We start from the raw sequence: 19,779 nt of genomic DNA on the forward strand, positions 1-19,779 counted from the left end.
CTGCAATGCAGGGCTTTAATGAGTTGAGCTTTATAGCCCTTGTAGTTTTAAACGATTCGCATGTTGACGATAAACATCCACAGGGTCTGGAGCAAACATGGCTTTTAAGCCAAAGACCATATTGACTTCGTCTAGGTGGTTCCAGTTGTAGTTATCACGAATGGTTTTACCGAATTTGGCACTGCAACGCGACACTAAGCCATCATTGTTTTTGCCACCATCAATCAGTAGTGCAGTCACTTTGAGCGCAGAGTCAGGATCTAGTAGATTCGTCACTTGACCTACGCCTGTGAACGAATAGTTATAAATGCCTTTTTCTTGATAGCTACCTTCACCACAACTCGTTGTTGGCATACCAATTGGGAATTTTTGGTTAAAGGCTGCGGAACCCGCAGCAGTTAAACTGCGTCCACCTTCAAGTGAATTGTGAGGGAAACTATTTGGATCTAAGCCTTGTGCCCATGTGATGGCTTTGGATACAAGGTTCACGCCACCTACCAATGTACCCTCAACAACAGTGCCTTCAGCTTTTAAAATTAAATCGGCAACGGGTGAGCCTTTATGTGGTGCACCGACAGAAGTTAAAGATGCAACTTTATTTGGGATGACACCTGCCACATAGCGAATCGTTGGTCCGCCATGTGAATGGCCGATTAAGTTGACTTTCTGTGCGCCGGTAATCGCCAAAATTTCTTCCACTTGTTGTTTCAACTGCTCACCACGAACTTCTGAAGAGTTAAATGGCGAAACACGTGTTGCCCAAACATTGGCACCATTACGCGCTAAATCTGGCAGAATTTGATACCAATAATCTAAACCGAAAGGATCGCTACCAATTTGAATAAAACCTGCCATACCATGACCAAATACTATTGGATATTTGGTTTTGGCATACTGTGTCGATGCTTTGGCAGTATATTGTTTGGCTTGCGTACTGTTGGCTTGAGCCGTCGTCATGGTCATGGCTGCGATACAAGCAGCAGTGATTAATCCATATTTCATTGTTGTTTCCTCTTGTTGTTTTAGGCAGTCCCAGCCTGATTTCAATCTAAACAATCCACGTAGGTTTATGGTTGAATATATGTAATGCTTGTTTATAAACCTTGTAATTTAAGACGGTTGGCATGTTGGCGATACAAGGCCACAGGATCTTGTGCAAAAGTGCCAATAATGCCGAAGAACTGATTCACTTCATCAAAATGGTTATGTTGATAATCTTGACGGATAATTTGTCCATAGCGTCCGCTGCAAAGAGGCAATGCACCATCATTGGGGCTGCCTTTCAAGAAACTACCACCCAAGGTAACGACGGTGGATTCAATGACATCGACTGCATTGGTGACTTGGCGATTGCCCATCCATGAGTAATGATGAATCCCATTCGATGTGATTTTAGTCCCTTGGCTGTTGCAATCTTTCGGAATAGCACTCGAACCATACAGCGCATTAAAGCGTTGTATTTTTTCTGGATGCATTGCATCTAAAGCCGCGGTGATCTCAACAGGATATTGATTCTGAGTAAGAACATTCATGCTATGCCCGAGCAAACTACCAAAGCCATGTGCAAAGACAATGGGATACTTCGTTTTCGCATAGCTAGAGAGTACAAAAGATGCTTGATAGGCTTGTAAGGCAGTGCTGGCTTTTGTGGATGAGATTGCACCCACCCCTAAAGCCAATGCCAAGAATGGAAATATTTTCATTGTTCATCCTGAGGCGAGCGCAATAAAAAAACAATGCCTTTATATCGCGTAATATAAAGGCATTTTGCTTATAAACCTTGTAGTTTTAAGCGGTTGGCATGTTGGCGATACATCGCGACAGGATCTGGTGCGAATAGACCTTTTAAGCCAAACATCATGTTGGCAAGATCGGTGTGATTAAGTTTGTAGTCATCTTTAATGACTTTACCAATGAAGGCGCTGCAACGTGCCACCATGCCGTCATTGTCTTTGCTGCCATACGACAATGGCCCAAGTTGCATTAAAATCGTATCAATGTCTAAGGCGTTGGTCGCTTGCGCCACACCTGTCCATGAATAGTAATAGATGCCTTTACTGTCACGTGGTTTTAGGTTTTTATTACAGTTTTCAGTCGCTGCTAAAACGCCATCTTTCACGGCATTTTGTGCAACCGTTGCATTAAAGGTTTTTGAACCTGTTTGTGTGAGGGACTTCATCGATGCATCAAAGTCAATTTCCAGTTCAGGTTTGAGCTGACCTAAGGCAATTAATGGTCCAATAATATAATCACCTAGAATATTAAATGCTGTACGGGTCAGCGTATTATTTTGGATGTCATCTGCAACTTTAGAGCCATGATAAGTTCCTGCAACCCCAGTGATTGAAGCAATTGCATTTGGTTTTACTTGTGCTGCATAAAGGACTGTAGGGCCGCCATGCGAGTGACCAATCAGATTCACTTTTGGCTGACCTGTGATTGCTATGACATCTTCAACTTGGGCAATGAGGGCTTCACCACGATGTGCAGTAGTATTGGCAGGTGAAAGCTGAGCTGCAAATACAGTAGAACCATTGCGTGCCATATCTGGCAGAATTTGATACCAATAATCTAAACCAATGGTATTGGTACCAATGCGTTCCCAACCGAGCCAGCCATGAACCATTAAAATTGGGTATTTGGTTTTCGCATAATTTGAAGTGACTTTTGCTGTTACTTGGCTTGCACTACCTGCTGCTTGAGTATGCATGCTGAGCCCAATCGCTAGAGTCGACAAAGCAAGTGCCTGTGTTGTTCTTATGAAGGTTTTCATAAACAATTCCTATGTTTTATATTCTTGTTTTCTAGCCGATGCTCATCCGCAAGGGCATGTTATTTAAGCCACTTATTACAAATAAAAAGTGCTTGTTTTTGGAGCAGTTATTTTTTCATGCTAGGGCTTAAAAACCATGTCATTTTGGGACAGTAACGAGCATTTCGATGAATGCTAAAATATTGTTTTATATACAAATGTATATAAATATTTAACGCTTTGATTTTTAATGAATTTGAAAAACTGCACTTGAATTGAGAAAAATTTGCATACAAAAAAGGGACAATTTATGTCCCTTTTTTAAAGTTATGAATTAATCTGCAAAGGGCAGTTTGCCTCCTTGATCATGTACTTGCTCAAACGTTTCAGCACGTAAGCGTTCTTCTGGTGATTTAAAGTGTTGTTGGCGTAGCTTTTGTACGGCTTGCTGTTTGGCTGCATCACTCATGCCGCTTTTCATAATACCATCTCGTTCCGTTAAGTAGTTATTAACACTAGACTTCCAGTTGGCACGTTCGCTATCTAGGTTTTCTAAACGTTGTGTAGCTTCAGGACCTACCAGATTCAGACGCATTTGGCGAATTTCTTCACTTGAACCACCACGGGCTTTAATGTCTGCAGTGAGTTTACGCAAATCATCCAATTTATTCAGTTGTTCTAGATTTTCTTGCCAATCTTCGGGTAGTTGTTCAAATAAATCTTTTAGCCGTTGTGCTTTTTCAGCTTCGCTCAATTTCTTGTCAGCAAGAACTTGCATGCGATCAAGTGTGTATTCGTGGTACGTATCTTCTGTGCCAAATAATCCTTCAATTTCATAATTAGAAAAGTATTTTTTGCGCAGATTTTGTGTATTGGTGTAAATGCTGCGGTAGTAAGCAGGGTCTTCTTGATCAATCCCTGTAGGTGGTGTCAGCTCCCCTAAAGCTTGGCGATAGTCGAGATAACGTGTCCATAAGTCTAAAATTTGTGATAGTGCTGGTTCTTGATGGTTTTGGCTAACATAGCCTTTAAAGTCTTGTTTGATTTGTTCTAAGGTCTTTTCACCAAACTGGGTAATAAAATATTCAAAACAGTTGCGGGTTTGTTCATTGACGATCAGGCGATTGCTGGCATCGAGCTGCATTTGACAGTTAATTTCAGTGTCTTGTTGGCTATGACTGGCATAGCTTGGCAAACCAGCTTGAAAATTAGCCTCGCTTGTACCGTGATGTGTAGCATTGTTTTGCTGTTCAGTGGAGCTGCTGGACTGTGTGCTTTGTGTTGGGCGTAACCAAAGAATTAGACTGACAATCACCACAATGATGATTGCCAAGAGCATCCATAATTTATTTTTTTGCATATCCTATGCACCTAAATGGGGTGATGTTATTCGTTATAATGAAAAAATATCTAGTTCTAAAAACGCAGCATCATGCGTGAATTTCAGTATAAAAAACATAGCCAAACAGGTCATTTTTATACTGCGTTAAAGTGCATGGTAACGACTGAATCTCAACAATAAAATAGATTTTTTGTACAAGATGAGGTCACAGCGAAGCGTCATTAATAGATTTCACTGTCACAAACGTTGTAAATACTTTCACAGGGTTTTACCATGGCGGCAATTTAAAATTTGGTCTGATTTTTATCATGAAAGCCTCTTCTCCTAAAATTCAGCGTCGTCATATTAGCGGTGTGTTTCTGTTAAATAAGCCCTTAGGGATTAGCTCGAATGCGGCATTACAAAAAGTCCGCTGGTTATTTCGTGCACAGAAAGCAGGGCATACAGGGGCTTTAGATCCGTTGGCCTCTGGTTTATTACCAATCTGTCTGGGCGAGGCGACCAAGTTTTCGCATTTTCTTCTGGATTCAACCAAGCGTTACCAGACCACCATTCAATTGGGACACAGCACCACCACCGGTGATGTTGAAGGTGAAGTGCTGTTAGAGGCTGCGGTACCGGCATTGACTGAAGAAAATATTTTAACCGTCCTGACGCAATTTACTGGCGATATTCAGCAGGTGCCACCGATGTATTCAGCGCTGAAAAAAGAAGGCCGTCCCTTATACGAGCTGGCCCGTAAAGGCATTGAAATTGAACGGGATGCGCGTCCCATCAGTATTTATGCGCTGGAGCTGCTAGGGTTTACTGACAATAGTATCACCCTGGATGTGACTTGTTCCAAAGGCACCTATATTCGTGTACTCGGTGAAGATATTGCCAAGGCGCTCGGCAGCTATGGGCATCTGACCTATTTGCACCGTATTCAGACCGGGCATTTTGATCTGATCCCAAGCTACACCCTGGACTATCTGGAAAGCCTGAGCGAAGCCGAGCGTGAAGCGCTGTTGCTGCCGGTTTATGCCCCGATTGAGCATTTTCCACAGGTACAGGTGCCAGAAGGCCGGGCCGAATATTTTTGTCGCGGCATGGAAAGTAATATTGACCATGCGGCGGCAACTCAGGTATTGGTATTTGAGGGCGAGAAATGTTTAGGGCTGGCGGAAATTACCGATAAAAAACGTCTGGTACCAAAACGGGTCTTGAATCTCTAATTTTCATCTGCACTGAGGCCACAGGATTGCCCCGATATGGATATTGAAATCGTCATCAGCCTCGTGATTTTTGCCTTCTGTGCCGGTGCAATTGATGCCGCGGTTGGTGGTGGCGGCCTGATCCAGATTCCGGCGATTATGGGCGCGATGCCGCAACTGGCGCCGGCCACTGTGTTTGGCACCAACAAACTGGCTTCCATTTGTGGCACTGCTTCGGCGGCCTTTTCTTTTTTACGCAAAGTGCAGCTGTCCTGGAAATTGCTGGGCGTGATCGGGCTATGTGCCTTTCTCAGCTCTTTCGTTGGCGCAGCCTGCGTGTCAATGATTCCGACCGATATTTTGCGGCCCTTTGTGCTGCTGATGCTGATCGTGATTGCCATCTACACCTTCATGAAAAAGCAGTTTGGCCAGCTGCATGTGCAGCAGACTTTAAGCCGCAAAATGTTGCTCCTGGCGGCGTTGGGCAGTGTGCTGATTGGTTTTTATGATGGTATTTTTGGCCCCGGCACGGGCAGCTTTTTTATTTTCTATTTTATTCGTTATTTACAGGTCGATTTTTTGCATGCCTCGGCCTTGTCGAAAATTGCCAATTTTATGACCAATCTGGCAGCGCTGAGTTTCTTTATTCCCACGGGGCATGTGCTGTTTATGGTCGGGGCGATGATGGCACTGGCTAATATTACCGGTTCTCTGGTCGGGGTACGTCTGGCCTTTAAATATGGCAGCGGCTTTATCCGGATTGTATTTCTGATCCTGGTTAGTGTGCTGATTGTGCGCATGGCCTATCAGATGTTCTGGTTGTAAATCATTCTCATTATTAAAATTTCCCATACAAATTGCTGCAGGAACCGTCGCACGGGCTTGGCGTATAGTGAATGCTTAGCCTGACCTGTCTGCTTAACAATAATGATGCAACCCGTTGTCGGGTGTTTAAATTTTGGCATTTGAAAGGGTAATAACAACATGAATATTTTTGAAGCACTACGTGAAAGCCATGAAATACAGCGTGATCTGGCCGAGCGTTTAATCCAGACCTCGGGGGATACACCAGAACGCCGCGAGCTGTTTGATCAACTGAAAAATGAATTATTCGCCCATGCTGTGGCCGAAGACCGTTATTTTTATATTCCACTGATGATGACCGATTCCGGGCTGAATATTACCCGGCATGCGCTGGCAGAACATCATGAAATGGATGAGCTGCTGGAAAAACTGACCGAAACCGAATTTAGCAATCCGGGCTGGCTGGCGATTGCCAAGCAGCTGTCTGAAAAAGTGCATCATCATTTGCAGGAAGAAGAACATGGCTTTTTCCAGCAGGCTGGGAAAATTTTGGAAGAACGCCAGAAAACCGAGCTGGCCAAACAGTATTTAAATGAATACGGCAAATATAAAGCCATTCAAAAAGACAGTCTGGTCTAAATTCAGGACTTAAAAAAGATGGCTCTCTTGGCCATCTTTTTTTTATTCATCTTGTTTGATCTCTCTTTTTGCTTAAGGGCTGACAGCTTTCTTACGGCTGGCTCTTAGAGTCACGCCCACGGAAGCCAGCATCACGCAGAATAAAGCGACCCATTGCAACAGGCTGATCTGTTCACCGAGTAACACCAGACCGGTCAAGGCGGCCAGTGCCGGCGATAAACTGGACAGGGTGCCATAACTGAGCTTGCTTAAATGCTGTAAGGCTTTCAGGTCCAGTGCATACGGAATGGCGGTGGCCAAAATGGCAATGGCGATGGCTTTGCCCCAGTACTGGGTATCGACCAGGGCCGCGGCATTGTGATACAGACCAATGGGTAACAGGGTCAGCGCAGCCAGACTAATGGCAATGGTGAGGGCATGCATGCCAATATTCTGCTGTACCACGCGCTGCCCGAAATAAATATAGAGGGCCCAGCAAAAGCCGGCGCCCAGCGCACAGAGGGCACCAAAGACTGAGAAATTGTCACTGTTGGCCTGTCCCCAGGGCACCATCAGCGCAATTCCCAAAATGGCTAAAAGCACCCAGATATAATCACTACGCTGTTTAATCGAGAGCAGGGCCAGTCCCAGCGGGCCAATAAATTCCAGACCAACCGCAATCCCTTGTGGCAATTTGCCCAGCGACATATAGAACAGCACATTCATCAGACATAAAGCGGCGCTATAGCAGAGCAGATCCCGCCATTTTAAAAAGGACAGCCGGGAAATAATCTTCCAGGAACGGAACATCAGGCAGATAATAATGGCGGCAAAGCACAACCGTAAAATGGTCACGGTAAGCGGATCGAGCACCTCAAACAGTTGTTTGGCAAAGGAGGCACTAATCTGGTACGAGGTCATGGACAGCACCATGAACAGTACCGACAGCAGTTGAGCATTTTGCATAAGCACACCACCAACACCGGAGGGTGTCAGCACATTGGGGAGATGCTGCTGATTATAGCAATTTGCTTAAATTTTGATGAGTAGCCGGTCAAAATAAATTCCAGCATTACACAGCAGGAAGCTCAGTCTGGCCAGATCCACACCGTTTAACTGGACTGCTGTTTGCGCTGCTGCACGGTATAGGTACAACCAATGGAGGCGGCAATAATGGTGCTTAAGGCCAGCCATTGATTCCAGAGCAACTGTTCGCCCAAAAAGACAAAACCGGAGAGCGCGGCAATGGCCGGTTCCATGCTCATCAGTGTACCGAAACTGAGTGCAGTCAGGTTGCGAAGTGCAATCATTTCCAGACTAAAGGGCAAGGCGCTGGCCAGAACTGCCAAGGCAATAAAATAGATGAAATTGCCCGGTTCAAATACGCTAACAGGCAGGCCATCCCATAAGGCAATGGGTAATAAAATCAGGGTACCGACCAGCATACCTAAACAGACCGTATGATTCCCGGATACACCCGATGGTTTCTGTCCGGCCACAATATATAAGGCCCAGCAGGCACCGGCGCCTAAGGCAAACAACACACCCAGACCATCGAGCGGCTGCGCGGTCTGATCAAAGGGAAATAACAGCACCAGCCCGACAATGGCGAGGCCGACCCAAATAAAATCGAATTTGCGCCGGGCATAAAACAGCGCCACGCTTAACGGCCCGATAAATTCAAATGATACCGCAATGCCCAGCGGCAGGCGGTCAATCGCCAGATAAAACAGCATATTCATACCGGCCAGTGCTGCGCCGTAGCTGAAAATCGCCGGCCAGCGTATGGCTTTGGGCTGAATGTTCCAGAGCTGAAAAATCAGCATCAGCACCAGCGCGCTCAGCAGCAGCCGCATGGCAGAAACGGTCAGAATCGGAAACTGATCAAACAGCAGTTTGGCCATCGAGCCGCTGCTTTGCAGGCTGAGCATGGCAATCAGCAACAACAGCACAGCGCGGAGATGCGGCGCATTTTGAAGTATCGACATAACTGAAATGGGCTGGTTGGGAGAGTAGGGCGATCATCAGCAGATCAATAGCCGCTAGCATAGCATGAACAGATGACGCTTCCATGTCGTGACTGCGTAAGCGGTCAGCAGGTAAAACAAGACTCATGCACGATTTCAAAAGAACATGAAATAAGGATTGCGTATTGTTTTTAAAGCGGGAAATAAAAAACCACAGCACAAGGGCTGTGGTTTTGGGTGTCACTGTCTAATTGAAATTAGAACAGAACACGTACACGGATAGTGCCTTCAACATCATGCAGCATATCCAGTGCTTCTTGAGATGCAGTTGCATCCACATCCATCACCAGATAACCGACATCACCTTTGGTCATTAAAGATTGACCCGAAATGTTGATGCCTTGCTCAGCAAACAGGTTGTTGATTTTAGACAATACGCCTGGAATGTTTTTATGAATGTGCAGTAAACGGTGTTTACCTTCAGTCAATGGCAAGGCAATTTCAGGGAAGTTCACTGCAGACAGGGTCATACCCTTGTCAGAATAAGCCACAAATTTCTCAGCCACTTCCAGACCAATGTTGGCTTGCGCTTCCATGGTTGAACCGCCCACGTGTGGAGTCAGGATCACATTGTCCAGACCGCGCAGTGGAGAAACGAATTCTTCACCATTGGCTTTCGGCTCTTTCGGGAATACGTCAACCGCAGCACCAGCCAGATGACCTGATTTAATTGCATCTGCCAGATCTTCAATAATGACACAGGTACCACGTGCCGCATTCAGGAAGATCGCGCCTTCTTTCATTTGTGCAAACTGTTCTTTGCCCATAAAGTTACGGGTCGATGGAACGTCTGGCACGTGTAGCGATACCACGTCTGCATTGGCCAGCAATTCAGCCAAAGAACCGACCTGGCGCGCATTACCCATTGGCAGTTTGGTCACTGCATCATAATAGATCACATGCATACCCAGGCTTTCAGCAAGCACAGACAGTTGCGAACCAATTGAACCGTAACCCACAATACCTAAAGTCTTACCGCGTGTTTCAAAAGAACCCGCTGCAGATTTTTCCCAGCCACCGCGGTGACATGATGCCGATTTGGCTGGTACGCCACGAAGCAGCAGAATCAGTTCAGCAAGGACCAGTTCCGCAACAGAACGGGTATTTGAATATGGTGCGTTAAATACTGGAATACCACGTACCATGGCTGCATTTAAATCGACTTGGTTGGTTCCGATACAGAAACAGCCAACCGCGATCAGCTTGTTCGCAGCTTCAAAGATTTCTTCAGTTAATTGCGTACGTGAACGAATACCAATGAAGTGTGCATCTTTGACCGCTTCTTTCAGCGCTTCACCCTCAAGCGCAGTTTTACGGTAGTCGATGTTGGTATATCCGGCAGCATTTAACGTGTCGATGGCATTTTGGTGAACGCCCTCTAACAACAGGAAACGAATTTTATCTTTAGGTAGTGAAAGATGTTGGCTCATTACGGCTCCGCTACAAAGGCCAAATTTAGTGGCAGTATCATATCATAGGAGCGGGCAGGAGATACATTCCATTTATGGCTGATCGGTCTGCTATTTCTGTAGAAAATATAAACGCAGGATTCATTTTTGGTTGAATTAACTCTGTATTTTCAAAGCTATATTATCAAAATGATGGTTTTTCTCAGGTTTTACAGAAAAATCGCTTATAATAGCCCCAGACGGCAAAAACCAGCCTCAGGCTGTTGGTTTCTTGCCCGTTTTTTTATCTTTTACTGTGCTTTGGCATGACTTTAAAATGTACAGCGCCAGTCCGGATAAATCTCTTCTTGTTTAATTCTTGCCAGGTCTGCAAACGATGAATGCTCCAGTCGCTTTAACCCCAGAGTTATTGACCCAATTGACTGCAATTGTAGGTGAAAACCGTATTAAAACTGATGCGGACAGCCTCCAGAATTGGGGTCGAGATCATACCAAGCACTTTGATCCAAACCCATCCGTCATCGTTTTTCCATCGAGCACTGAGCAGGTGCAAGCGATTGTGAAACTTGCCAATCAGTTCAATGTCGCAGTCACGCCATCGGGCGGTCGTACCGGTCTTTCTGCGGGTGCGGTAGCGGCCAACGGTGAAATCGTGGTCAGCATGGACAAGATGAACCAGATTCTGGAATTCTTCCCGGCAGACCGCATGGTGCGGGTACAGGCCGGTGTGGTGACTGAACAGCTGCAAAACTATGCCGAAGAGCAAGGGATGTATTACCCGGTCGATTTCGCTTCTGCTGGTTCATCGCAAATTGGCGGTAACATCGGTACTAACGCTGGTGGTATTAAAGTCATCAAATACGGCATGACCCGTAACTGGGTGCTGGGCTTAACCGTGGTGACCGGTAAAGGGGATGTGCTGCGTTTAAACAAAGGCATGATCAAAAACGCCACCGGTTATGCACTGCAACACTTATTCATTGGTGGTGAAGGGACTTTAGGCCTCGTCACTGAAGCGGAAATCAAGCTGGAACGTCAACCACAAGACCTGCAGGTGATGGTGCTGGGTGTACCGGATTTTGATGCAGTGATGCCTGTGCTGCATGCTTTCCAGGCCAAAATTGATTTAACCGCATTTGAGTTCTTTGGTGAACTGGCAATGCAGAAAGTACTGGCCAATGGTCATGTACAGCGTCCGTTTGAAACTGAATGTCCATTCTATGTATTGCTTGAATTTGAAGCGCCATTTGAACCGATTATGGACAAGGCAATGGAAATTTTTGAGCACTGTATGGAACAGGGCTGGGTGCTGGACGGCGTACTCAGCCAAAGCCTGGATCAGGTCGAAAGCTTATGGCGTTTACGTGAAGATATTTCGGAATCGATTGCGCCGTTTATTCCATACAAAAACGATATTTCAGTGCTGATTACCCACGTGCCGGCATTCATTAAAGAAATTGATGCGATTGTGGCCGAGAACTATCCGGACTTTGAAATCTGCTGGTTCGGTCATATTGGTGACGGTAACCTGCACCTGAACATCCTGAAACCTGCCGATTTAAGCAAAGATGAATTCTTTGCCAAATGTCAGGTGGTGAACAAGTATGTGTTTGATACCGTGAAAAAATATGACGGTTCAATTTCTGCAGAGCACGGTGTTGGCATGACCAAAAAGCCATATCTGGAATACTCGCGTTCTGCTGAAGAAATCGAATATATGAAAGCCTTGAAACAGGTCTTTGACCCGAATGGGATTATGAACCCGGGTAAATTATTCGACCTGTAATCAGGCCAATAGAACGAAAAAGCGCATCTCCGGATGCGCTTTTTTTATGGCACTTATCATGTGCAATCTCGTTCAAATTACATTCTGTGCATAGTGTTAAGCGCAAAAAGCCGGCATCATTTTTACAGTGTTGAATCAGTTTGGATAGAGTTATGTTTCGTTTCGCTGCAATGGCAGGACTGGCGATTGCTGTTACAGGATGTGCCACCACCCAGAATATTGTGTCTAAAGTGACACCGTCTGCCGAAACACCGTTGGCACAGGTGTTAAAAGAGCGTCCGGATTTACGTAAACAGCTGGCGACAGTCGAGCTGCGTCAATTCTTTAATAATGTCGAATCACCGACTGCGGCCCAGGTTAAAGTGACTGAAACCGGTTTAATGGATGATTCGGTACGCTCGATTCGCACCATTTACAGTTTTAAACTGGTCGATGGCGACTGGGAAAAAGTGAAAACTGAAAAGAGCTATCAATGTCTGCGCGGCAAAAATACCAAGACTTTCCAGAAGGCTGTATGTCCTTAATCCGCTTGAATCTTTTAATGATTTTGATTGAAAAGCGTAGCTAAACCCTACGCTTTTCTGTTTTTAAACCGGGGATTTATACTGATTTTGTTCAGCCGCTCTAGCTAAGTGCTGCTGCCGCAAATCCAGCATTTCCTCATCAGAAAAGTCACAGATTTTAAAAATAAACTCTGCTACACTGCGCCCATTGTTATGATTGCAGCCTGCTGATCTGGCAGGCTTTTGAGCGCTATGCAAACCACTCCAACTACAACGCTCTCCCGCGCCACCTTAATGTTTCCGCTGGCTTTGGTGCTGTTCGAATTTTCTGTCTATATCGGCAATGATCTGGTACAGCCGGCCATGCTCGCCATTACCCAGGATTTTGGCGTCAGCAGTTCCTGGGCAGCCTCTTCGATGTCATTTTATCTGCTCGGCGGTGCCTGTGTCGCGGCCATTTTAGGCCCTTTATCGGACCGTTTAGGCCGTAAAAAAGTCCTGCTGGGTGGGGTACTGTTTTTTGTGGTGACCTGCCTGCTGATTTTATTGACCCAGAACATCGAAAGCTTTTTATTGCTGCGCTTTTTGCAGGGCTTTGGCCTGTCGGTAATAACTGCGGTGGGCTATGCCGCCATTCAGGAAAGTTTTGCCGAACGCGATGCAATTAAAGTCATGGCACTCATGGCCAATGTATCGCTGCTGGCGCCGCTACTGGGGCCAGTGTTGGGTGCGTTTATGATTGAGCATGTGTCCTGGCATTGGGGCTTTATTGGGATTGCAGCTTTGGCGGCTGTAAGCTGGCTCGGACTGAAAGCCAAAATGCCGGAGCAGCAGCTTAGTATTCCAAAACAGCCGATTGGCTATATCTGGGATGATTTTAAACAGGTACTGAAAAACCGCCGTTTTCTGACCATGACCTTTGCCTTGCCGCTCTTAAGCATGCCGCTGATGTTATGGATTGCCTTGTCGCCGGTGATGCTGGTGGAGCAGCTCAATCTGAGCAGTCTGCAATATGGTCTGGCCCAATTTCCGGTCTTGGGCGGGCTGATTGCCGGGAATTTATTGCTGCTGAAAATCATTGACCGTTTTGCTTTGGGACAGACTGTGCTGATAGGCTTGCCACTCATGTTGGTCGGTACCTTGCTGTTAATTCTTGGTCTGCTCATACCGGACTATTTGATCTGGTGTCTGATTCTGGGCATGACTTTAATCAGCTTTGGTGAGGGCATCAGTTTTTCAATTATTTACCGTTTTGCCCTGATGTCGTCCGAAGTGTCTAAAGGGACGGTGGCCGCAACTGCTTCTGTGCTAATGATGCTGAGCTTTTTTGTGGTGATTGAACTGGTGCGCATGCTCTACAGTCATTTTGAGCTGTGGGCTTATAGCCTGTCCTGTTTTGCCTTAATCGCCTTGTGGTTTGCTTATCCGCGGCTGAGTCTGAAACAGATTATGCGCGAACGTGCCGAAAGCGGTCAGTTTTAAGCGGGCTGATCATCTGGCATTTATCAATAGGATAATGTGGTTAAAAGGCCAAAAAACAAAGGCATCCAGCAGATAGTAATCTGGTGAATGCCTGATTGATCGATGAGTCTGGAGTTACACTTCGACCTGCGGCTGTGCCATTTTCTTCAGTTTGGCATCAAAAATAAACGGGCCAAACGGTAAAATTGAAGCAATCACGCCCATTAAAAACACCTGAATTGACCATTTCTGTTTTTCACAGACCACGAACAGCACCACCAGAAAGGCAATAAACAGCACACCGTGGCCCATGCCGACGTATTTCACCAGAATTGGGTTACCCCATATATATTTCAGTGGCATGGCAATAAACAGCAAGGCCAGAAAAGATAAACCTTCTAAAAAACCCACCACGCGCAAGCTTTGGATGTTCATACTCTGCAATTTCCCCATAGATCTAGTTGCAGTGTAGCGAATATTGGCGCAGAGGGCCATGCTTTTTAGTGCACGGCCCGGTTTTAAGTTTTTGTTTTTTAATATAAATCAGACTATCTTGCTTGGTTTTTGCTAAGCTGTTGATGTTGAAATAAAAGCCAGAAATTTAACTTTAAAACTTTAGATTGCTGTTTAATCTAGGCATAGAAAAAGGCACTCACCGCTATGGATAAGTGCCTTAAAAATCAGAAAACTGTGGATAAGTCGGGATTTATCCGCACAAGGTTTAGATCACGCCACAGGCAATTCGGTCACCACCACCGCCTAACGGTTTTGGCGTATCGGCATAGTTATCGCCACCGGCATGAATCATGAGCGCCAGTCCTTGTACATCCTGTAATTTCAGACGCGGCGCCAGTAGGGTGACACGTGCCGTGCCATCGGCTGCCACATTCAGGACCGGTAAATCACCAAGATGGCCGCTTAATGGATTGCCATGGTTGGGTGCCTGATTCGGGTTAAAGTGGCCACCTGCGGCCAGTGCAGCCTGCATTTTACCGTCTTTTTCTGCTGGGGCGCAGGAGCCGTTTTCATGAATATGGAAACCATGTGGACCCGGTGGTAACTGGGTCAGATTGGTACGGATAACCAGACCTGCAGCACTATCGGTCAGTTGGACTTCACCGAGCTGGGCGCCAATGCCTTGGGCAGAGACCGCATTAACGGCAACGTTTTTACTGGCGCCAATCATAGTATCGGGTGTGGTGGTACAGCCGACTCCGACCAGCGCGGTAAACGCACATAAAGCACCGAGTTTAAAAAGTGGGGTCATGGTTTGCATCCTGTCTTATTCGAATATGTGGCTTCATTCAAACAAGGCTCAGGAGGCAACACAATGCAGTTTGCGTACAGGCGTGTATAAGTTTCTTAATGAAATTTAGCCTTTTGGTGCAGCCGGTCCCTGATCATCGGGCAGGTCATAGGCCATGGTGGTTTTTGGCATCATCATGGCCTCGGCTTCATTAGTTTCATGCAGCCATTCACGCCAGATTGCCAGCAAGACCGCCAGAATCACCGGACCAATAAACAGGCCAATCAGGCCAAAGCTGGCAATACCGCCCAGAACCCCGAACATGATCAGCAGGAATGGAATCTGGGTGGCGCCGGAAATCACCAGCGGACGAATCACGTTATCTGCGGTACTGACCACACACACGCCCCAGGCCATCACCCCAATTGCTTCAATGGTTTGTCCCTGCGAGAACAGCCAAAGTGCCACCGAGCCATAGGCCAGCGGTGGGCCAAACGGAATCAGGGCAAACAGGAAAGTGACAATGGTCAATACCATCGGGTTCGGCACCCCGGCCACAAAGTAACTGACCCCGGCCAAAAGTGCCTGGGCAATTGCAGTCAAGCCAACCCCGTAAACCACCGCACGGGTGGTTTCAGAAATGGTATCTAAATAATGATGTACACGTGGCCCGATCACCATTTCCAGCGCTTTACTGACCTGATTTAAAATGGTCTGGCCATCGCGATAGAAGAAGAATAGCGACAGCATGGCAAAGCCAAGCTTAATTAAATTGCGGCTAATTTCACTGAGCAGGAAACGGCCATAATTCAGATGACCCTGAATCCAGACTGAAATCGAATTAATGATGCTGTTCGGATCTTCATTAATTTCGCGTAAGGAGCGGCTAATTTCTTTACCAACAAAGGGCAGATCGCGGATAAAATCCGGCACATTCAAATGCCCGGAAAAGACCTGCTTCTGTAATTCGTAATACAGGTTGCGCCCTTCGTGCTGCAAGATAAAAATCGCAAAGGTCAATGGAATACCGACCACCAGTGTCACCAGAATCATCATAATTGTGGCACTTAAGGTCGGCCGTGGACCGCACATACGCTGTACCGACTGATACAGCGGCCAGGTCATATAGGCAATAATAGTGGCCCAAACTACAGGAACAATAAAGTATTTGAGGACATGAAAGCTCAAAAAAATCAGGACAAAAAATAGTCCAAATAGCAAGACTTTTTGTAAAGTGGGCGCGTATTGTTGCACTGAGTTCACTGGCTCATTCCTAAGGTCTTGAAGCATATTAACTGAAAACCCAGCGCTCGCAAATGAACGCTGCGTAAGTTCTGTTAAATATTGAAGCGGGAGTGGAAAGGCAAAAGCCGTTTAATCGCTTAGGCGCTTAGAACCATTGGGCCGGATCATCAATAATCGCATTCAGGACAGGTTGCCACTGATTTTGAATGGTCAGGTAATTTTTCTGGGTTTTATCAAATACGCTTAAGCCCTGCATCGCCAGTTGACCATAGGCAGCACGTTCAGAAATCCAGGCCACCGGTTCCTGTTCAATTTTTTCAAAGAAATCACGAATTTCTTTGGAGCTGGCACTGTTGGCCTTGACCCGGTTGGCCAGCAGTAAAATCTGAACCTTGCCTTTACGAATCCGTTTAATTTCCTGCAAATGCTTTAAAAAGCGACGGGTCGAATCAATATCGAAGAAGGAGGGCTGCAGCGGGGTAATAATCGCATGTGCTTCACTAATCAGCTGCTCGGCCTGATCACCAGATAATGCCCCCGGCGCATCAATAATCAGGTATTCGATATTTTTAGGCGCATCACCGACCGATTTTTCATGACGCCAGTCCAGACTCTGAATGGGAGCGGCGCTTTCTGGACGCTGTTTTAACCATTGTCGTGCAGATTTCTGGTTATCGGCATCGGCCAGGGCGACTTTATATCCTTTTTGGGCTAAGGCGGAAGCTAAACTGATGGCGGTAATGGTTTTTCCACATCCACCTTTTTGATTGGCGACTAAGATTGTTTTCATGACCCTACTAAAGATTTTATTCTGCTCATCCCTAGCATATCATTGTTTGATGTGCTGGAGATGACCGTTGACAAAAGTCGTAGCGCTGCTTGCAAATTTTAAAAAATCAGGAAAACCCCATGTCGATATGGATGGCAATGCTTATAGGCGCTGCAATAGGAGTGGTGCTGACCACCATCATTTTAAGTCATAGCCGCAATGGCCGGATTAAGGCCGAATATGAACAGTATATTGCCGAGCTGGAGCTGGAACATCAGCAGGCACTGGCGCAGGCCCAAAAGCGCAGCGTCAATACCAGCCGCGCGGTGCTCAAAGGTAAAATGGCCGAGCAGATGGCACCGATTATGCCGCAATTTGAATACTTGCCCAGCGATGCCAAATTTCTGGGCGATCCGGTCGATTATATCGTATTTGATGGCTATACCGACTTTCGGGATGGCGATGGTCGGGCTGAGGATATTCAGGTGGTGTTAATTGATATTAAAAGTGGCGGCGCACGTCTGACCAAAGGCCAGCAGGCCATTGCCGAAGCCATTCAGCAGGGGCGATTGCGCTTTGAAACCATCCGTATTGATTTCGAGGATTAACTTTTTTGATGACTGAACTTTCTCGTGAATAAAATACTGCTCAGCCTGACGGGACTGGCTCTGATGATCTGGCTGTGGTCGGAATATTTTCGTGCCATCCCGCATCTACAGCAGTCGGGGGTGTTAAAGAACTTTGCGCTGGAAACTGAAGGGGATTTTTCCGGGCAGTATCAGGTCGTGGCAAAACGCTACTACAGTCCGGACCGGCGGGTGATTCATCCGGCTGCACCGGTGGTGGGACATTTTAATGATCTGGCCTATATCAGCAATATTGATCTGCTGTTGGCCAAAGAAGATTTTAGCGCATCAGGCCAGGCCCAAACGGTCGATTTTGAACAGACCCAGCGCTGCTATCAGTTTCAGCGGGCGTCCACTAGCCCGCTTGCAGCACAACAGGTGATTGCCAACACGCTCAATATTAGCGCCATTGCTGCCAGTGAACAGATTGCCCAGCGCTTACGCCGTGTTAAAGCCGGGCAGCGTATTGTGCTGCGTGGTGAGTGGGTCAAGGTGCGTTCAGTCAGCACGGGGCAGTATTTTCAGATTAGTCATCACCCGATACCAGCGAACAATTGCCGGATAGTACGGGTGCAGCAGCTTCAAGTACTCGATTAACCGCGTTTAAGCCGGTTTACGCACACGGGTCAGCAGCATCCGCTGGCCAATTTTCGGAATACCGGCCGCATCTATCTCGTATTTTTCCTGAAATTCAAAACCGGCCTGCTGTAACAGCAGCGCCAGATCACGATTGAGATGACAGCCATCCGCCAGCCGTTTTTGTAGCGGCGTGAGTAGATGCTGCAAGCGTTGAATATATAAATTTTCAGGATGCAGCACATGCTCGACCAGATGCAGGCAACCACCCGGTTTCAGTACCCGATAAATTTCGGCCAGACACTGTTCAATCTGTTGCACGCTGCATAAGGTCCAGGTTGATACTACATGCTCCAGACGATTATCGGCAAAATCCAGCTGCTCAGCTTTGCCAGCCAGATGCTCCACCAGAATGGCACTGTCACGAATCCGTGTTTCGGCCAGCTGGAAAATCTCCAGGTTTGGCTCCAGCGCATAGACTACGTCGACATTTTGGTAAAAGGGTAAATTCAGCCCGGTGCCAAAGCCAATCTCCAGTACCTCACCCTCAATTGGCAGCAGCAATTCACGGCGTAAATCCATCAGGCTCGGCGTCTGCATCACCTGATTTAGCAGGTGTGGGAAAATATGCTGTTGATAGAATTTATAAAGCATTGAAATCACATATTTTTATTTAATCTATGTTTATTTTAACTGAGCCGCGCAGGCAAAGACAAAAATGAGACCAAAGATAACCATTTTCTTACCATTTCTTTATTTTCTGCTGATCAACATCGATTAACATCAAAGATATATCTGTTCTGACTGAAGGATCTGAGAATCTCATGAAGCTGCGCTTTGGACTTATTTCGCTTATGACGGCCGCCCTATTACAGACCAGTGCCATGGCATCGGTCGACTATAATATTGCCAAAGGGTTAGCGCCGGCATCTGCCGATCAGTCGATTTCGGTCTTGCAATCCTTTCGTGGTGATTTCCGGATTTTAGGTTCAAAAACCTATACCGATGATGAACAGGCCAAGTTTTCTCCGATTGATTATGCCGTGAGCTGGGGCCTGTTTGCAGAGCCGGAAATTGCCCGGCATATTACGGTAAATCAGTACGACCGCTATTTAAACTGGAAGATGGATCGTTTGCCGGTGCCGGCAGAGCAGGCCATGCAGATGGTTTCCAATATGCACATCATTCCAGCCAATCCGAACATTGCCAAACAGATTAAACAGGTCAAACGTGGTGATCTGGTACGTTTAAGCGGGGAACTGGTGGAAGTTAAAGATAAAGATATGGTCTGGACGTCGTCACTCACCCCGACCGATACCGGTGATGGTGCCTGTGAAGTGTTCCGGGTCAGTTCAATCCAGTGGATTGAAAAAGTAAAACGCAGTTAATGTGGCCTGACCGGTAAAATGTAGCACCAGGGGA

At 46.5% G+C, this 19,779-nt stretch carries 21 protein-coding genes; 9 read left to right on the forward strand and 12 right to left on the reverse strand.

The window, feature by feature from the left end; all coding sequences use genetic code 11:
• Window positions 1-30 precede the first annotated feature (30 nt).
• The 4 genes from VF685_RS07475 to VF685_RS07490 all read right to left on the reverse strand — a co-directional run bounded on the left by VF685_RS07475 (window position 31) and on the right by VF685_RS07490 (window position 4,112).
• On the reverse strand, window positions 31-957 hold the full coding sequence (locus tag VF685_RS07475) for an esterase/lipase family protein (RefSeq protein ID WP_373685686.1): 927 nt from the start codon (window positions 955-957) through the stop codon (window positions 31-33).
• Between the two features lie 137 nt (window positions 958-1,094).
• Complete coding sequence (locus VF685_RS07480; RefSeq protein WP_227554602.1) at window positions 1,095-1,703, reverse strand: hypothetical protein; 609 nt, start codon at window positions 1,701-1,703, stop codon at window positions 1,095-1,097.
• A gap of 68 nt (window positions 1,704-1,771) precedes the next feature.
• Window positions 1,772-2,773: an esterase/lipase family protein gene (locus VF685_RS07485; RefSeq protein ID WP_440203600.1), complete on the reverse strand. Its 1,002-nt coding sequence runs from the start codon at window positions 2,771-2,773 to the stop codon at window positions 1,772-1,774.
• A gap of 313 nt (window positions 2,774-3,086) precedes the next feature.
• Window positions 3,087-4,112: a lipase secretion chaperone gene (locus VF685_RS07490; RefSeq protein ID WP_104505666.1), complete on the reverse strand. Its 1,026-nt coding sequence runs from the start codon at window positions 4,110-4,112 to the stop codon at window positions 3,087-3,089.
• 290 nt (window positions 4,113-4,402) lie between these two features.
• Here VF685_RS07490 and truB point away from each other — a divergent pair, with 290 nt between their 5' ends.
• From truB to VF685_RS07505, 3 genes are all read left to right on the forward strand, one after another.
• Window positions 4,403-5,308 carry a tRNA pseudouridine(55) synthase TruB gene (truB, locus tag VF685_RS07495; protein ID WP_168405345.1) on the forward strand — a complete coding sequence of 302 codons (906 nt, stop codon included), beginning with the start codon at window positions 4,403-4,405 and terminating at the stop codon, window positions 5,306-5,308.
• Between the two features lie 36 nt (window positions 5,309-5,344).
• Window positions 5,345-6,112: a sulfite exporter TauE/SafE family protein gene (locus VF685_RS07500; RefSeq protein ID WP_440203601.1), complete on the forward strand. Its 768-nt coding sequence runs from the start codon at window positions 5,345-5,347 to the stop codon at window positions 6,110-6,112.
• Window positions 6,113-6,271: 159 nt separating this feature from the next.
• Window positions 6,272-6,730 (forward strand): hemerythrin domain-containing protein, encoded by a 459-nt coding sequence (locus tag VF685_RS07505; protein ID WP_075168265.1) that lies wholly within the window; start codon window positions 6,272-6,274, stop codon window positions 6,728-6,730.
• 72 nt (window positions 6,731-6,802) lie between these two features.
• Here VF685_RS07505 and VF685_RS07510 read toward each other — a convergent pair whose 3' ends face one another.
• The 3 genes from VF685_RS07510 to serA form a co-directional block, all read right to left on the reverse strand.
• Window positions 6,803-7,675 carry an EamA family transporter gene (locus tag VF685_RS07510; RefSeq protein ID WP_034598244.1) on the reverse strand — a complete coding sequence of 291 codons (873 nt, stop codon included), beginning with the start codon at window positions 7,673-7,675 and terminating at the stop codon, window positions 6,803-6,805.
• Window positions 7,676-7,821: 146 nt separating this feature from the next.
• Complete coding sequence (locus tag VF685_RS07515) at window positions 7,822-8,697, reverse strand: EamA family transporter (protein WP_005180400.1); 876 nt, start codon at window positions 8,695-8,697, stop codon at window positions 7,822-7,824.
• A 236-nt stretch (window positions 8,698-8,933) separates the two neighbouring features.
• A complete protein-coding gene (gene serA, locus VF685_RS07520; protein WP_005180397.1) occupies window positions 8,934-10,166 on the reverse strand; it encodes a phosphoglycerate dehydrogenase in 1,233 nt (410 codons plus the stop codon).
• Window positions 10,167-10,521: 355 nt separating this feature from the next.
• Between serA and VF685_RS07525 the strand changes: the two genes are divergently transcribed.
• From VF685_RS07525 to VF685_RS07535, 3 genes are all read left to right on the forward strand, one after another.
• A complete protein-coding gene (locus VF685_RS07525; protein ID WP_045795292.1) occupies window positions 10,522-11,931 on the forward strand; it encodes an FAD-binding oxidoreductase in 1,410 nt (469 codons plus the stop codon).
• 152 nt (window positions 11,932-12,083) lie between these two features.
• Window positions 12,084-12,455, forward strand: a complete 372-nt coding sequence (locus tag VF685_RS07530) for a hypothetical protein (RefSeq protein WP_005180395.1) — start codon at window positions 12,084-12,086, stop codon at window positions 12,453-12,455.
• 231 nt (window positions 12,456-12,686) lie between these two features.
• Complete coding sequence (locus VF685_RS07535; protein ID WP_205779160.1) at window positions 12,687-13,916, forward strand: chloramphenicol efflux MFS transporter CraA; 1,230 nt, start codon at window positions 12,687-12,689, stop codon at window positions 13,914-13,916.
• A gap of 114 nt (window positions 13,917-14,030) precedes the next feature.
• On the opposite strand, the gene VF685_RS07540 is transcribed toward VF685_RS07535, so the two are convergent.
• The 4 genes from VF685_RS07540 to VF685_RS07555 form a co-directional block, all read right to left on the reverse strand.
• On the reverse strand, window positions 14,031-14,330 hold the full coding sequence (locus tag VF685_RS07540; protein ID WP_045795347.1) for a DUF3817 domain-containing protein: 300 nt from the start codon (window positions 14,328-14,330) through the stop codon (window positions 14,031-14,033).
• 286 nt (window positions 14,331-14,616) lie between these two features.
• Window positions 14,617-15,162 (reverse strand): superoxide dismutase family protein, encoded by a 546-nt coding sequence (gene sodC / locus VF685_RS07545; protein ID WP_104471529.1) that lies wholly within the window; start codon window positions 15,160-15,162, stop codon window positions 14,617-14,619.
• A 105-nt stretch (window positions 15,163-15,267) separates the two neighbouring features.
• The gene (locus tag VF685_RS07550; protein WP_162182848.1) at window positions 15,268-16,395 is read right to left on the reverse strand and encodes an AI-2E family transporter; all 1,128 of its coding nucleotides are present in this window, start codon (window positions 16,393-16,395) and stop codon (window positions 15,268-15,270) included.
• A 136-nt stretch (window positions 16,396-16,531) separates the two neighbouring features.
• A complete protein-coding gene (locus tag VF685_RS07555) occupies window positions 16,532-17,176 on the reverse strand; it encodes a ParA family protein (protein ID WP_005180385.1) in 645 nt (214 codons plus the stop codon).
• 119 nt (window positions 17,177-17,295) lie between these two features.
• On the opposite strand from VF685_RS07555, the gene VF685_RS07560 reads away from it, so the two are divergent.
• Together VF685_RS07560 and VF685_RS07565 are read left to right on the forward strand one after the other, a co-directional pair.
• Entirely contained in the window at window positions 17,296-17,763 is a 468-nt protein-coding gene (locus VF685_RS07560; protein ID WP_005180383.1) for a Holliday junction resolvase-like protein, read from the forward strand.
• Window positions 17,764-17,787: 24 nt separating this feature from the next.
• Entirely contained in the window at window positions 17,788-18,378 is a 591-nt protein-coding gene (locus tag VF685_RS07565; protein ID WP_286384633.1) for a hypothetical protein, read from the forward strand.
• A 6-nt stretch (window positions 18,379-18,384) separates the two neighbouring features.
• Here the strand turns inward: VF685_RS07565 and VF685_RS07570 are convergent, their stop codons facing one another.
• Window positions 18,385-19,011, reverse strand: coding sequence for a class I SAM-dependent methyltransferase (locus VF685_RS07570; protein WP_286384632.1), 627 nt, complete (start codon window positions 19,009-19,011; stop codon window positions 18,385-18,387).
• Between the two features lie 200 nt (window positions 19,012-19,211).
• Here VF685_RS07570 and VF685_RS07575 point away from each other — a divergent pair, with 200 nt between their 5' ends.
• Window positions 19,212-19,745, forward strand: coding sequence for a hypothetical protein (locus tag VF685_RS07575; protein ID WP_370459245.1), 534 nt, complete (start codon window positions 19,212-19,214; stop codon window positions 19,743-19,745).
• Window positions 19,746-19,779: the final 34 nt, after the last annotated feature.

Source organism: Acinetobacter sp. Brlt_5 (assembly GCF_051949055.1).
Taxonomy (GTDB): Bacteria; Pseudomonadota; Gammaproteobacteria; order Pseudomonadales; family Moraxellaceae; genus Acinetobacter; species Acinetobacter indicus.

Excerpts from the sequence above, each read along its gene's own strand:
- VF685_RS07475 (WP_373685686.1), bottom strand. The coding sequence starts at position 957 with ATGACGACGGCTCAAGCCAACAGTACGCAAGCCAAACAATATACTGCC.
- VF685_RS07480 (WP_227554602.1), bottom strand. The coding sequence starts at position 1,703 with ATGAAAATATTTCCATTCTTGGCATTGGCTTTAGGGGTGGGTGCAATC.
- VF685_RS07485 (WP_440203600.1), bottom strand. The coding sequence starts at position 2,773 with ATGAAAACCTTCATAAGAACAACACAGGCACTTGCTTTGTCGACTCTA.
- VF685_RS07490 (WP_104505666.1), bottom strand. The coding sequence starts at position 4,112 with ATGCAAAAAAATAAATTATGGATGCTCTTGGCAATCATCATTGTGGTG.
- truB (WP_168405345.1), top strand. The coding sequence starts at position 4,403 with ATGAAAGCCTCTTCTCCTAAAATTCAGCGTCGTCATATTAGCGGTGTG.
- VF685_RS07500 (WP_440203601.1), top strand. The coding sequence starts at position 5,345 with ATGGATATTGAAATCGTCATCAGCCTCGTGATTTTTGCCTTCTGTGCC.
- VF685_RS07505 (WP_075168265.1), top strand. The coding sequence starts at position 6,272 with ATGAATATTTTTGAAGCACTACGTGAAAGCCATGAAATACAGCGTGAT.
- VF685_RS07510 (WP_034598244.1), bottom strand. The coding sequence starts at position 7,675 with ATGCAAAATGCTCAACTGCTGTCGGTACTGTTCATGGTGCTGTCCATG.
- VF685_RS07515 (WP_005180400.1), bottom strand. The coding sequence starts at position 8,697 with ATGTCGATACTTCAAAATGCGCCGCATCTCCGCGCTGTGCTGTTGTTG.
- serA (WP_005180397.1), bottom strand. The coding sequence starts at position 10,166 with ATGAGCCAACATCTTTCACTACCTAAAGATAAAATTCGTTTCCTGTTG.
- VF685_RS07525 (WP_045795292.1), top strand. The coding sequence starts at position 10,522 with ATGAATGCTCCAGTCGCTTTAACCCCAGAGTTATTGACCCAATTGACT.
- VF685_RS07530 (WP_005180395.1), top strand. The coding sequence starts at position 12,084 with ATGTTTCGTTTCGCTGCAATGGCAGGACTGGCGATTGCTGTTACAGGA.
- VF685_RS07535 (WP_205779160.1), top strand. The coding sequence starts at position 12,687 with ATGCAAACCACTCCAACTACAACGCTCTCCCGCGCCACCTTAATGTTT.
- VF685_RS07540 (WP_045795347.1), bottom strand. The coding sequence starts at position 14,330 with ATGAACATCCAAAGCTTGCGCGTGGTGGGTTTTTTAGAAGGTTTATCT.
- sodC (WP_104471529.1), bottom strand. The coding sequence starts at position 15,162 with ATGACCCCACTTTTTAAACTCGGTGCTTTATGTGCGTTTACCGCGCTG.
- VF685_RS07555 (WP_005180385.1), bottom strand. The coding sequence starts at position 17,176 with ATGAAAACAATCTTAGTCGCCAATCAAAAAGGTGGATGTGGAAAAACC.
- VF685_RS07560 (WP_005180383.1), top strand. The coding sequence starts at position 17,296 with ATGTCGATATGGATGGCAATGCTTATAGGCGCTGCAATAGGAGTGGTG.
- VF685_RS07570 (WP_286384632.1), bottom strand. The coding sequence starts at position 19,011 with ATGCTTTATAAATTCTATCAACAGCATATTTTCCCACACCTGCTAAAT.
- VF685_RS07575 (WP_370459245.1), top strand. The coding sequence starts at position 19,212 with ATGACGGCCGCCCTATTACAGACCAGTGCCATGGCATCGGTCGACTAT.